This window comes from Amycolatopsis sp. NPDC006131 (assembly GCF_040614175.1).
GTDB classification, from domain to species: Bacteria; Actinomycetota; Actinomycetes; order Mycobacteriales; family Pseudonocardiaceae; genus Amycolatopsis_E; species Amycolatopsis_E tucumanensis.
Genome location: NZ_JBEXTX010000160.1, coordinates 1 through 12,989, shown reverse-complemented (window position 1 = coordinate 12,989; position 12,989 = coordinate 1). Strand labels below are relative to the sequence as shown.

The 12,989-nt window shown below is 71.3% G+C and carries 10 protein-coding genes; 2 read left to right on the top strand and 8 right to left on the bottom strand.

The window, feature by feature from the left end:
* Positions 1-128 precede the first annotated feature (128 nt).
* From ABZ215_RS40775 to ABZ215_RS40755, 5 genes are all read right to left on the bottom strand, one after another.
* A complete protein-coding gene (locus tag ABZ215_RS40775; protein WP_237336568.1) occupies positions 129-971 on the bottom strand; it encodes a DUF11 domain-containing protein in 843 nt (280 codons plus the stop codon).
* Between the two features lie 202 nt (positions 972-1,173).
* Complete coding sequence (gene wecB / locus ABZ215_RS40770; RefSeq protein WP_354956095.1) at positions 1,174-2,304, bottom strand: UDP-N-acetylglucosamine 2-epimerase (non-hydrolyzing); 1,131 nt, start codon at positions 2,302-2,304, stop codon at positions 1,174-1,176.
* 159 nt (positions 2,305-2,463) lie between these two features.
* Complete coding sequence (locus ABZ215_RS40765; protein WP_354956093.1) at positions 2,464-3,519, bottom strand: lytic transglycosylase domain-containing protein; 1,056 nt, start codon at positions 3,517-3,519, stop codon at positions 2,464-2,466.
* A 278-nt stretch (positions 3,520-3,797) separates the two neighbouring features.
* The gene (locus tag ABZ215_RS40760; RefSeq protein ID WP_020417112.1) at positions 3,798-4,838 is read right to left on the bottom strand and encodes a PAS domain S-box protein; all 1,041 of its coding nucleotides are present in this window, start codon (positions 4,836-4,838) and stop codon (positions 3,798-3,800) included.
* Positions 4,839-4,892: 54 nt separating this feature from the next.
* Positions 4,893-7,286: an FdhF/YdeP family oxidoreductase gene (locus ABZ215_RS40755; protein WP_354956091.1), complete on the bottom strand. Its 2,394-nt coding sequence runs from the start codon at positions 7,284-7,286 to the stop codon at positions 4,893-4,895.
* A gap of 235 nt (positions 7,287-7,521) precedes the next feature.
* On the opposite strand from ABZ215_RS40755, the gene ABZ215_RS40750 reads away from it, so the two are divergent.
* Positions 7,522-7,932: a hypothetical protein gene (locus ABZ215_RS40750; protein ID WP_157358473.1), complete on the top strand. Its 411-nt coding sequence runs from the start codon at positions 7,522-7,524 to the stop codon at positions 7,930-7,932.
* Between the two features lie 22 nt (positions 7,933-7,954).
* Here ABZ215_RS40750 and ABZ215_RS40745 read toward each other — a convergent pair whose 3' ends face one another.
* Genes ABZ215_RS40745 through ABZ215_RS40735 form a run of 3 tightly spaced genes read right to left on the bottom strand, consistent with a single transcriptional unit; the run spans position 7,955 to position 10,077 of the window.
* A complete protein-coding gene (locus ABZ215_RS40745; RefSeq protein ID WP_354956089.1) occupies positions 7,955-8,443 on the bottom strand; it encodes a PaaI family thioesterase in 489 nt (162 codons plus the stop codon).
* Between the two features lie 36 nt (positions 8,444-8,479).
* On the bottom strand, positions 8,480-9,700 hold the full coding sequence (locus tag ABZ215_RS40740) for a beta-ketoacyl-[acyl-carrier-protein] synthase family protein (RefSeq protein ID WP_354956087.1): 1,221 nt from the start codon (positions 9,698-9,700) through the stop codon (positions 8,480-8,482).
* Positions 9,697-10,077, bottom strand: coding sequence for a helix-turn-helix domain-containing protein (locus ABZ215_RS40735; RefSeq protein ID WP_237336574.1), 381 nt, complete (start codon positions 10,075-10,077; stop codon positions 9,697-9,699). Before ABZ215_RS40735 ends, ABZ215_RS40740 begins: the two co-directional genes overlap by 4 nt.
* 88 nt (positions 10,078-10,165) lie before the next feature.
* Between ABZ215_RS40735 and ABZ215_RS40730 the strand changes: the two genes are divergently transcribed.
* Positions 10,166-12,989, top strand: a 2,824-nt coding sequence (locus ABZ215_RS40730; protein ID WP_354956085.1) for an AAA family ATPase, incomplete at its 3' end; no start/stop codon positions are given.

Below are 12,989 nucleotides of genomic sequence, written 5' to 3'. Positions count from 1 at the left end.
GCCCACCACCCATATCTACACCCCGTATAAAACACTCTTCCCATACCCGACGCTCTTCCGATCTTGTCGCGTTTCCGGCACGGGGCGGCCGCGGTGCCGCGGCCGCCCGTCGGTCCGGGGTCGGGAGGTCAGGCCGCCCGCCGACGGCGGAGCAGCCACACCGCGGACCCGCCGAGGGCCAGCGCGGCGTCGACGCCCCCGGCGATCATCGGGACGTTCACCGTCACGATCGCGGCCGAGGTGTTGTTGGCCGTGTCCGGATCGGTCTCGTTCCCGCTGACCCGGGCCGTGTTGGTCACCGTCACCGCGTCGGTGCCCGCGGGCACGTCGGCCGCGGTCGCGGTCACCAGGTAGGTCCGGCTCTCCCCCGCGGCGAGCGGTCCACCCGTGCAGGTGACCACACCCCCGGCGAGCGAACAGTCCTCCGGAATCTGCACGTCGACCAGACCGGCCGGGACCGGGTCGGTCATGGTGTGCCCGGTCGAGTTCCCCGGGCCGTGGTTGGTGACAACGACCGCGTAGCTGATGCGCTCACCCTGCTGCACCTGATCCACCGACGGCTCGGTGCTCTTGGTCACGCCCAGGTCCGCACACGTCGACGTGTCGTAGGTGTAGGTGGCGGAGAAGTCGCTGATCTCCCACGCCTTGGACCCGCCGTGGTAGGTCTCCAGGATCATCCAGTACTTGACGTTCCCGGCCGCGAGGTCCGCCGCCGGGACCTCGACGGTGGTCTCCAGGGTCTGGGTGCCGCCGCACGGCATGCCGGCTGTGGTGTTCGTGCCCGGGGCCGTGTCGAAGTCGGTGCCCAGCTTGGCGAACCCGTTCTGCCCGACCCCCGCGGTCGGGCCGAGGAGGTGCACCGTCGACCGCACGGTGACGGTCGCCGTGCCGTCGTCGCAGCCGGGCCGGGGAGCCTGGAGCTTCGCGGCGATCGTGTTGTAGGTCTGGCCGTCCTGGTACGGCTGCGACACCGGGCCCACGCGGGGGCGCCCGCCGCGGCGGCGGGCATCGCCCCGCCCAGCAGCGCGGCGGAGATCACCCCGCCGGTCAGGGCCATGGCCCAACTTCTTCGTGCCTCCTGTCGAGTTTCGAAACTGCACCAGGAGGACCGTCCGCAATGAGGCGACCTGTCGCGTTTGTCGCCGCCCTACTCCATTTGAAGGGGGCAGCCGCTCAGCAGGCGAACCGGCGGGCGATCTCGGCGACGATGCGTTCGGAGGCGCGGCCGTCGCCGAACGGGGACTCCGCACGGGCGAGCTGGGCGTGCAGGCCGGGCAGGTCGTCGAGCCACTTGCCCGCGGTCTTGCTGATCAGTGGTCCCGGCGAGACGAGCACCGCGAAATCGCGCATCGCCTCCGGCCGCTCGGTGGAGCGGCGCACCACGATCAAGGGTCGCTTGAGGACAGTGCATTCCTCCTGCAGGCCACCGGAATCCGACACCAGGAGCGCGGCGTGGGCGGCCAGCCCGAGGAACTCCGACGGGCCCAGCGGTCCGGTGACGGCGAGCCCGTCGAGGAGGTGCGCCAGCCCGTGCTGTTCCACCGCCCGCAGAGTACGGGGGTGCAGGGGCAGCACGACTCGGCACGGGATGCGGCTCAGCTCGGCAAGGATGGTGGCCAGCGCGGCGGGGTCGTCGGTGTTCTCCGGCCGGTGGATGGTGGCGAGGACGTACCGGTCGGCGACCAGCCCCCGTTCGGCCAGGAGCCGCTCGCGCCGCGCGGGATGGGGCAGCTGCGAGAGGACGGCTTCGACGACGGTGTTGCCGGTGCGGATCACCGAGCTGCCGGAGATTCCCTCCCTGGCCAGGTTGCCGACGTTGTCGCCGGTGGCCGCGCAGAGCAGATCGGACACGTGGTCGGTGACGATCCGGTTGTGCTCCTCGGGCATGGTCCGGTCGAAGCTGCGCAACCCGGCTTCCACGTGCACCACGGGGATCGACCGGGCGTTGCCGGCCAGAGCTCCGGCGACGGTGGCGTTGGTGTCCCCCTGCACGACGACCGCGGCCGGGGTGGCGTCGGCGAACAGGAGGTCGAGCGCCTCCAGCGCCGCGGCGATCTGCCCCGCCCTGGTGGCTCCGCCGACCGCGAACCGGACGTCCGGCAGCGGCAACCCGAGCTCGGTGAAGAACACGTCGGACATGGCTTCGTCGTAGTGCTGTCCGGTGTGGACGATCCGCGCTTTCGGGCCGAGGTGACGGATGATTCCCGCCAGCTTGACGATCTCGGGCCGGGTGCCGAGCACCACCGCCACCCCGCCGTTGGGGAGGGCCGCGATCTCCGTGCTGACTCTGTCCGTTGTGGTCACTGCGGTTTCCTTCCGCCGGGAATCTGTCGCGTTCACCCGGAAGACCTCTCCCGGTGCCCGAACTTCACGGCAGGAGCGGAATTTTCCGGTGATCTCCCCCACCGCGAGGAGGAAACACCGCGGCGCCGGAGGTTCTGCCCTCCGGCGCCGCGGTCCCCCTCATCCAGTGGTGGTGGTCGTTGTCGTGCTGGACCGTGTCGTCCTGCTGGGACTCGAACTCGACGACGGTCCCGACGAGGAGGTCGGCGACGGCGTGGAGCTGGTGGTGCTGGAGCCGGAGCTGGACGTGGTCGGACTGCTGGGTGTCGTGCTCGTGCTGGGTGTGGTGCTCGTGGCCGGTGCCGTCGTGCTCGGCGCGGGCGCCTCGGTCACCGGCGGAGGAGGCGGCGGGGTGGTCGCCGGAGGCGGCGCGGGCAAGACGACCGGCACCGCGATGGCCGCCACCGTGCCGCGCGCATACGCGTCGGCGAGGGCGAGCACGAGGTCCACGTAGGCGTCGGAGTGGTTGTACCGGAACACCGCCGCCCGCAACTGCGCCGGATCGGCGAGGTTCCCGCCGCCCGCGCACAGGTACCGCCCGGCCGCCAGCGCCGCGTCGAAGATGTTGTCCGGATCAGCCTTGCGGTCACCGTTGCCGTCCGCGGCGTAGGCCCGCCACGTCGACGGGATGAACTGCATCGGCCCGACCGCGCGGTCCAGCACGGGGTCGCCGTCGAGGGTGCCGCGATCGGTGTCCGGAATGGACGCGGTGCCGCCCGTGCCGTCCAGTGCCAGACCACGGATCCGCGGCAGCACCGAGCCGTCCTCGTACACCTGGGAGCCGCCGTGGCGGCCGTGGTTGGACTCCGCGCGCCCGATCGCGGCGAGCACCGTCCAGCTGAGACCGCACCCGGCGCCCGCGTCCGCGGCCCGGCGGTAGGCGGCCAGCGCGGCGGCGGGAATCCCGGCCCCGAGCGAAACCGGCGACGCCTTGACCCGCGGACCGGGAAGCGGCAGCGAGGTCGGCGGCGGCAACGACGGCGGCGCGGCCAGGCGTGGCTGCTGGGCAAGAACCTCGTGCGGCCGCCCGACGTCGCCGATCCGGGGCGGTTCGCGCAGGGCCAACGCCTGCGGCACGGTCGTCCCGGTGCCGGAACCGTCCACCGGCAGGGCCGTCACGCCCACCAGGGCCAGCCCGGCGCCCAGCAGCCCGGCGGCGCGGGTCACGTGTTTCATTCCGATGCTCGCCCCTCGTGCGTCCGCTTGCCGCGGTGCCCCGCGGCATCCCCCGGCAGCGGTGCTCCCGCTCCGGCTTTCGATGAGAGGACCGGACCACCCGCCGCGGCATAACGCGCACCACCTCCAATCGGGTGAGTCCGGCCGATCGCGGGCCGCTCGAGGCGACCGCGAGCCGTGGGAGCTGCGGCGCCGAGCACAGCAAGCACCAGGTCAACGCACCCGCACGCCGGTGCGTCCGCGGAACGGGGCCGCCCACGGCACGCCCACCCTGGCGGTCATAGTGGAATTTCCGCGGCGACGACGGTGCCGCCCCCGACCGGGGACTCCAGCCGGAACCTCCCGTCGAGCGTGGTCACCCGATCCGCGAGACCGACAAGCCCCGTGCCGGTGCCGCACACGGCGGCGCCGCCAACGCCATCGTCGGTGACCTCGACGAACAGGGTCCCGTCCCGGACCCCGAGCTGGATCGCGACGCGTGTCGCCGCCGCGTGCTTGATCGCGTTGGCGAGAGCTTCGGACACGAAGAAGTACACGTTGGCCTCGACACTCTCTGCCAGCCGCGACGGTGTCGAGCAGCGCACCGACACCGGCAGGGGACTGCGCGCGGCGAGCGCGTGCAGGGCCGCGCACAGGCCCCGGGAGGTGAGGATCATCGGATGAATCCCGGCCGCCGCAGCGCGGATGTCCTCGACGGCTGCCACGGCCTCCGCCACGGCCTCGTCCGCCAGCCCGGCCAGCGCCTCGGGCAACGCATCCTTGAGCAGCTGCAGGTGAATGAGCAACGCGACGAGGCGTTGTTGCACGCCGTCGTGAAGATCCCGCGCGGTCCGGCGGCGGATCGCGACGGTCTCCTCCACGATCCGCCGTTGCGCCGCCCGTGACTCCTCGGCACGGATCCGCGCGGTTTCGTGCTCGCGTGAGGCGAGTTCGGCGATCCGGTACTCGGTCATGTCCGTGAACGCGGTCACCACGCCACGGCCGTGTTCGAGCTCCAGCGGTGCCGACCACCACGCGACCGGGAACATCGAACCGTCACGGCGGACCAGCCAGTCGCGATCGGACTGTGTCGGGGCGCCGGTAGCACGCGGCGCGAGCATCGTGCACTCGTCAGCGGGATAGGGTTTCCCGTCCACCCGCTTGTAGTGCATCGTGTGATGGCTTGACTTCCCCCTGAGCTGCGCGAGATCGTCGTAGCCGACCGCACGGACAGCCGCCGGATTGGCGTAGAGGATCCGGCCGGCCTCGTCACACACCCAGACCGGCTGCGGCACGCACTCGAGGATCGAGGCGAGCAACTGTTCGGTGGAAGCCGTCACGCACCCCAGTCTGCGTCCGCTTCGCGGTGGGGTGCGATGGGTCATTCGACCTGTTCACTCAGCGAATGCGGTTCCCAACGGCAGCTCTCCTGCCCGCGCGTCCCCGCCCCGGGCGGGGACCACCTCCACGATCTGGTGCTTCATCAGGGGTTGCCCGCTGGCGACCGAGAAGTCGCCGAGCGCGCAGAGCACGTTGAGCTCCGGCATGTACCCGCTCACGTTGCCACGCGGGAGGTCGTAGGGCACCGCCCGGTACCCGAAGACCGAGCGGGTGCTGCCGTCCCGGGCGAAGCTCGTGATGTCGACCAGGTCGAACTTGGCCAGGCCGCGCTCGGCCATGTCCTCCGGGTTCATGAAGAGCAGCGTCCGCAGGTTGCGCACCCCGCGGTACCGGTCGTTGTCCGAATAGATCGTCGTGTTCCACTGGTCGTGGGAACGCATCGTGGACAACATCAGCCGGCCCGGCGGCAACACGACATCGGGCAGCGGCGCCGCACCGAACTCGGCCCGCCCGCTCCCCGTCAGGAACACCCGCTCCCGCGCGGGTTGCCGGATGCGGAAGCCCAAGGGCATCCGGACCCGGCGGTTGAAGTCCTCGAAGCCCGGCAGGACCTTCGCCATCGTGTCGCGGATCCGGTCGTAGTCCTCGACGTAGCGCTCCCACGGTGTCGCCGAATCCGGCAGGGTCGCTCTCGCCATCCCGGCCAGGATCGCGCATTCCGAGCGGAGCTCCGGGGAGGGCGGCCGGCGTGTGCCGTACGAGAGGTGGACCATGCTCATCGAGTCTTCGACGGTGACGCCCTGCTCGCCGCAGCGCTGCACATCCCGCTCGGTCCTTCCCAGGCACGGCAGGATCAGCGCTCGTTTGCCGTGCGCGAGGTGACTGCGGTTGAGTTTCGTGCTGACCTGGACGGTCAGGTCGGTGTTGCGCAGAGCGGCGATCGTGGTGGCGGTGTCGGGCGCGGCCAGCGCGAAGTTCCCGCCCAGCGCGACGAAGACCTTCACCCTGCCCTCCAGCATGGCCTGGACGGTGCCCACCGTGTCCAGCCCGTGCTCGCGCGGCGCCTGGATGCCGCACACCTCGTCCAGGCGGGCCAGCAGCTCCTCGTCCGGCCGGTGATCGATTCCGCACGTCCGGTTTCCCTGCACATTGCTGTGTCCCCGCACGGGCGAAACCCCCGCGCCCTCGCGACCCAGGTTGCCCCGGAGCAGCAACAGGTTGACTATCTCACGCACCGTGTCGCAGCCGTGCTCTTGCTGGGTGAGGCCGAGGCACCAGGCGACGATCGTGCGGTGGGCGGTGAGGTAGCGCTCCGCGAGGTCGCGGATCTCCCGCTCCGGCACCCCCGACTGGTGGACCAGCTCGGACCATTCCTGCGCCCGTACCGTCTCCCGGTAAGCGTCGAAGCCATGGGTGTATCGCTCGATGAACTGCTCGTCGATCGCCGAGGGATCGGTATCGGCACGCTCCAGCACGGCTTTGGCGACACCCCGCAGGAGGGCCAGGTCTCCGCCGATCCGCGGCTGCACCGTCATCGTGGCGGTCTCGGTGGTCCGGAACGTGCCCATGGCCAGGAACTCGTGCGGCACGATGGTGCGCCGCGACGCCGCTTCCACCATGGGGTTGACGTGGACGATCTGCGCGCCGCGGCGATGGGCCTCGGCCAGCGAGGTCAACATCCTGGGCGCGTTGGAGGCGGCGTTGACGCCCATCACGATCAGCAGATCCGCCACGTCCCAGTCGGTGATGTCGCACGTGCCCTTGCCGGTGCCGAGCGCTGCGGTCAGGGCGCGCCCGGAAGCCTCGTGGCACATGTTCGAGCAATCCGGCAGGTTGTTCGTCCCGAACTCGCGCACCCAGAGCTGGTACAGGAAAGTGGCCTCGTTCGACAACCGGCCCGACGTGTAGAACGACGCCTCGTGGGGGCTGTCCAGCCCGCGCAGTGCGGTTCCGACGAGTGTGAAGGCGTCGCTCCAGGAGATCGGGACGTACCGATCGGTTTCGGAGTCGTAGCTGAGCGGCTCTGTCAGCCGGCCCTGGTCCTCCAGTGCGAAATCCGTCCATCCGGCCAGTTCCGTGACGGTGTGCTCCGCGAAGAACGACCGGTCGACCCGCTTGCGGGTCATCTCCCACGTGACGTGCTTGATGCCGTTCTCGCAGATGTCCAAGTGCAGGCCGTTGCGGTCGTCGGGCCAGGCGCAGCCCGGACAGTCGAACCCGCCGTTCTCGTGGTTCATCCGGAGAATCGCGCGAGGAGCGCGCAGGAACTCGCGCGAGCGGACCGCGTTCCTGGCGACACTGCGAGCGGCGCCCCAGCCGGCAGTGGGGGCACGGTCATCCGTCTGCGAGAACCCGCCGCCACGGTTCGGTCCGCGTCCGCGCGCCGGTGTTCCCGGCGCCCCGCGGCCCAGTTCGTCCGCGGGAACGGCATCCGGTTCTGGCGTCATCGTCTCGTCTCCTCCGGCCCGGCCGTGGTGGGATCGGCACTTCCTCGATCATCGAGGCCGGCGGGCCCGGGCACCATCGCGCGCACCCGACATCGGGCCGTGGGGTTTTCCCGACGCACGGCGGGGCCGGCCCGCTGACGAACGTCGAGCCCGCTCGCTGGAGAACCGCACGGAAGACGCCGGAAGATGGGTTGCCCACCTGAGGCGCAGCCTCCCGAGACCAACCGGTGAAGTCATGTGCGAACAGAATCAGAACGTACTGCTCTTCGCGTTTCACGATGCCCGCCGCGCTGCCGACGTGCTGGCGGCCGCGCACCGGCTCCCCGGCCTGCGTGAGGTCGCCGTCGTCGCCTGCACCCGGGCCGGGCAGCTTCGCATCGAACCGCACTGCCCGGACACCGGCCGCAGCGCCGTCCTTGCCCGGGTGCTGGACGCGCTCGCCGCGGCACTCGCCGCGCTGCACGGCGCGGCTGAGCCGCGGACGTTTCCCAGCACAGCGCGGGGAATCGCGGCGTTCGCCGAGCTGGTCCGCCCCGGCTGCCCGGTCCTGCTCGTCGCCGCGTGCGACGAGCTTCGGACGGAGATGGCGAGGATCGCCGAACGGTTCCAGGCCGCCCTCTACCACCTCCCGGCCGGCGCTGCCTGATCTGCTCACGCGCGGCGGCGGGTCACCAGACGAGCAGGGAACTCGATCCGGTCGCCACCACCTTCGCGGACCGGTCCCGGATCTCCGCGTCGGCGAAGATCACCCGGCTGCCCGCCTTGGTGACGACCCCGGTCGCCGTGAGGGGGCCGGTGTCGAGAGTGATCGGCCGCAGGTACTTGACCGTGATCTCGATGGAGGTGTAGCGCTGCCCGGCTTTCAAGGTGGTGTGGGCGGCGCAGCCGGCGACGGTGTCCAGCAGGGTGCACGCGAGCCCGCCGTGCACCACCCCGAGCGGGTTGTAGTGCTCGGCGCCGGGGGTGCAGGTGAAGACCACGCGTCCGTGGTCGACCTCGACCGGTGTGAAGTTCATGGTGTGCGCGATCGGCGGCGCGGGCAGCTCACCGTCGCGGAGCGCGCGCATCGCGTCGATCCCGTCGAGCTCGGCGATACCCGCGACGACTTCGGCGGGATCGGTCCAGGTGAGGACGCGGCTGGTTCGGTTGTCGTTCACGTTCTCTGCTTTCACGTCGAGGGTGCCGGTGCCCGGCTATGTGGTGAAGACCAGGGCGGTGTTGTGGCCACCGAACCCGAAGGAGTTGCTCAGGGCCGCGCCGAACGCGCCGGGCCTGGGCCGCTCGCGCGTGATGTCGAGGCCGAGCCCGGGTTCGGCGTCGGCCAGCGTCGGGGTCGGCGGCGCGGTCTGGTGGGCGATGGCCAGCACGGTGGCCACCGCTTCGAACGAGCCGGCGCCGCCGAGCAGGTGTCCCGTCATCGACTTCACCGCGGAAACGACGGGCGCGTGTCCGCCGAACACGGTCCGGATCGCGCGTGCCTCGACGATGTCGCCCGCCGGTGTCGAGGTGGCGTGGGCGTTGACGTGGCCGACGTCCTCCGGGGACAGCCCGGCGTCCCGGATGGCCGTCCGCATGGCACGGATCTGCCCGTCCCCCTGCGGCTCCGGAGCGACCATGTCGTGCGCGTCGGAGGTGATGGCGGCGCCGGCGAGGGTGGCGTGCGGAACACGACCGCGGGCACGGGCGTGTTCCTCGCTCTCGATCACGAGCACGGCCGCGCCCTCCCCCAGGACGAACCCGTCCCGGGCCCGGTCGAACGGGCTCGAGGCGAGGCGCGGTTCGTCGTTCCGGGTGGACATCGCGCGGGCTTGCGCGAAGCCGGCCATCGTCAGCTCGTTGACGCAAGCCTCGGTGCTCCCGGCGATCACGACGTCCGCACGGCCGAGCCGGATCAGGTCCAGGGCGTGGGCGACGGCCTCACCACCGGTGGCGCACGCACTCGCCGGCGTGATGGCGCCCGCTCGCGCGTCGAGATCGATGCTGACGGCCGCGGCGGCGCCGTTGGGCATCATCATCGGGACCATGCGCGGGCTCAGCCGGCGCGGGCCGTGGTCCCGCAGGGCGTTGTGGTTGTCGAGCAGGGTGTTCACCCCGCCGATCCCCGTACCCATGACGACAGCGACACGCTCGGGATCGACGGACGACGCCGACAGCTTCGCGTCCTCCCACGCCTCCCGCGCGGCCACCAGGGCCGCCTGCTCCGCGCGGTCGAGGCGGCGCGCGGCGACGCGATCCATCTTGGCCGCGGGGTCGACGGCCATGCGGGCGGCGATCCGGGTCGGCAGCGCTGCGGCCCAGTCGTCGTCGAGAAGCGCGATGCCGGAACGTCCGGCCAGAAGCGCGTCCCAGCTGTCCGCGGCGGTCCCGCCCACCGGGCTGATGGCGCCGACTCCGGTGACAACCGCTGCCCTCACGACCGGGCCGCCTTCCGCCGAGCCTCGGCGCCGAAACGCCTCCCCCACACGTCCATCGCCTGCAGGACCGGCACGAGGGCTTCGGCCGCTTCGGTCGGCAGGTACCGCTCACGCACGCGCGACCCGGGTTCGCGGTAGCTCTCCCGCCGGAGGATGAGCCGTTGCACCAGCGTTTGCAGGCGGTCGCTCAGCACGTCGTGGCTCAACCCGAGCGCCTCCCGGATCTCGGAGAACTTCGTGTTGCCGTTGAGCACCTCCCGGACGATGAGAAGCGACCACTTCTCTCCGATCTGGGCGATGCAGGCGTCCGCACCTCGGTAGAGGTCCGGGGCGGGCCCGGCAGGCTCACCGCCGGCTGGGGTAGCGCGAGAAGTCATGGCGCAACTATAGTCCATCTGAATCCTGGATCCGGATTCAGGACTGAACCGGGTTCGACGCACCCGCAACCACCCGGAGGTACAGGAGATGAGCGCTTCCGGTGCTGACACGCCGTCCGGCCTCATCGGCCGCGACGCGCTCCTGAACGGTCTCCGCGACTTCGTCCGGCGCAGCGCCCAGGATGGCGAGGCACGGGCGATCGTGGGCGAGGCGGGCATCGGGAAGACCGCGCTCCTCAAGACCGCCTGCGCGTACGCCGAGGAAGCCGGGATGCGGACACTCCGGGTGACCGGCGCCGAGTTCGAAGCGGAGATCGGCTACGCGGGGCTCCACGCACTGCTCCTGCCGCTCCGGGATGTGGCGGACGATTGTGCGCCTCCGCTGCGGGAAGCGCTGCGGGTGGCGCTCGGGCGGCAAGAGGGACCCGCTCCGCGACAGCTGATGGTGTTCAACGCGGTCTTCGAACTGGTCTCCCTGGCCGCCCGGACCAGGCCGGTCCTGTTGTGCGTCGACGACCTCCAGTGGCTCGACCAGGCCACCATCACCGCCATCGGTTTCCTCGCCCGGCGAGTACGGGGCACGTCCGTCGGCGTGCTTGCCGCGTCCAGGTCGGCCCACGTCTTGGCACGCAGTGGCATCCCCGTGGTGCACATCGGGCGGTTGTCGCCGGACCACGCGCGAGAACTGCTTTCTCGTCGTCGTCCGCCCCTTCCGCCGCGGCTGGAGCAACGGGTGCTGTCGGAGGCCGACGGCAACCCGCTCGCACTCCTGGAGCTCGCCCGGTCGGTCTCCGACCTGGCGGATCCCCTGGGCCACCTGCCCGCGGTGCTGCCACTGACGACCAAGTTGGAACGCGCCTTCGCCGTCCGGACCGCCACGCTCCCCGAGCAGGCACGGCAAGCGCTGCTCCGAGTCGCGGTGGACGGCCGCGCGGATCTCCGGCACCTCCTGCACGACGGGTTGACAGTCGATGACCTCGCACCCGCGGAGGCGGCGGACCTCATCGCCGTGGATCGAAGAGCCATGACGGTGGCGTTCAGCCATCCCCTCATCCGGTCCGCGGTCGTCGGGTCCGCCGCGCCGGCGGATCTGCGGCGCGCGCACGCGGCGATCGCGGACCGGCTGGACGACGATCCGGCACGACAGGCGTGGCACCTGTCCGAGGCGACGATCACCCCGGATGAGGACGTCGCCGCGCGCCTCGAAGCGGCAGCACACGCCTTTCTCGCCCGAGGCGACGCGCCGATGGCCGTCACGCTGCTCATCCGCGCCGCGCGGTTGAGCCCGCTCGGTTCGTCCGCGGCCCGACGGCTCGCCGAGGCGGCATCGCTCGCCGCGCAGGTCACCGGTGACCTGGACGATGCCGCCCGCCTCCTCGACGAGGCACGGCGTCTGAACCCGCGGGTGACGAACTCGCTTCACGCGGCCGCCGCGGCCGCCTACATCACGGTCAACCGTGAGGGCGACGTGGACACCGCGTTCCGGCTCCTCCTCGGGGCGATCGAGTCGGCTTCCTCCGACGCTCCCGGTGAGGAACACGGTGAAGCGCTGACGACTCTGCTTTACCTGAGCTGGTGGGCCGGGCGGGAGGATTACTGGACCTCGTTCCACCGGGCACTCGCGCGGCTCGGGGACCGCGTTCCGCCTCTGCTCCGGATGCTGAGCCTGGCATTCGCCGACCCCGTCCGCCACGGTCCGGCGATCCGGTCCCAGGTGGCGCAGCTCGTCGAACGCAACATCGACGAATACGAGCCCACGCAGATCGTCCGGGTGATGACCTCGGCCATCTACCTCGACATGCTGACCGGGTGCCGGGGAGTGGCGTGGCGGCTGGTCGAAGGCGGCCGTCAGGGCAACGCGGTGCGATCGAGTCTGGGCGCCCTGATGCTTCTCTGCCTCGACGACTTCGCCTCCGGCCGGTGGGACGAAGCCGAGCGACTGGCCGACGAAGGCATCGACCGGTGCCGCGCCCACGGCTACGACTTCCTCGCGTGGTACTTCCTCTACAACAAGGCATTGCTGGCCGCCGTCCGGGGCGAGCCCGCCACCACGCACGAGTGGACTACCGAGCTCAGCCGTCTGGCCGCCTCCCGCAAGGCCGCCACTCCCGCGCAGTACGGCGCACACCCCCGGACGCTGGCTGCCATCGGGGCGGGCGACTGGGAGTCCGCGTTCCGCCATGCGAGCACGCTGAGTGCCGCCGGAACCTTCGCGCCGCACCGGCCGATCGCGATGTGGGTGGCGTTCGACCTCGTCGAGTCCGCCCTCCGGACAGGACGCGAGGACGCGGCCCGCGCCCACGTCGCAGCGATGGTCGCGAACGACATCGGCGCCGTGTCGCCGCGCATGGCGGTCATCGCCCTCGGTGCGCGGGCGTTGGTCGGCGAGGGCGCCGACGGCGAACAGCTCTTCGAGGAAGCCCTCGCTGTCGACGATGCCGGCAGATTCCCCTTCGACCTCGCCCGTGTCCAGCTCGCCTACGGGGAGCGGCTGCGCCGGAACCTGCGGTTCGTGCGAGCGAGAGAAGTCCTGCACTTCGCCCTCGAGACTTTCGAACGCCTCGGCGCCGAACCGTGGGCGGTGCGGACGAGACAGGAGCTGCGGGCTGCCCGCGACCCGGAGACGAAAGTGCCCGTCACCGCGCCGGAGAAGGCACTGACCGCGCAGGAAAGAGCGATCGCCGAACTCGCCGCCGCCGGCTTCAGCAACAAGGAGATCGCGCGGCGGCTGTACCTCTCCCCCCGCACCGTGGGTGGCCACCTTTACCGCACCTTCCCCAAGCTCGGGATCTCGACGCGCGCCGCTCTGCGAGATGCGCTGATGGGCGCGTTGCTGGTGTTCCTCGCGGTGCAGGGGCTCATCGGGGTCGGCGCGCTGGAACGCACGCTGGCGCACCACTTCTTCGGCCCCA

What these genes read in the sequence shown, in the direction of transcription:
- ABZ215_RS40735 (WP_237336574.1), bottom strand. Translation starts at nt 10,077, where the DNA reads ATGACTTCTCGCGCTACCCCAGCCGGCGGTGAGCCTGCCGGGCCCGCC.
- ABZ215_RS40765 (WP_354956093.1), bottom strand. Translation starts at nt 3,519, where the DNA reads ATGAAACACGTGACCCGCGCCGCCGGGCTGCTGGGCGCCGGGCTGGCC.
- ABZ215_RS40750 (WP_157358473.1), top strand. Translation starts at nt 7,522, where the DNA reads ATGTGCGAACAGAATCAGAACGTACTGCTCTTCGCGTTTCACGATGCC.
- ABZ215_RS40755 (WP_354956091.1), bottom strand. Translation starts at nt 7,286, where the DNA reads ATGACGCCAGAACCGGATGCCGTTCCCGCGGACGAACTGGGCCGCGGG.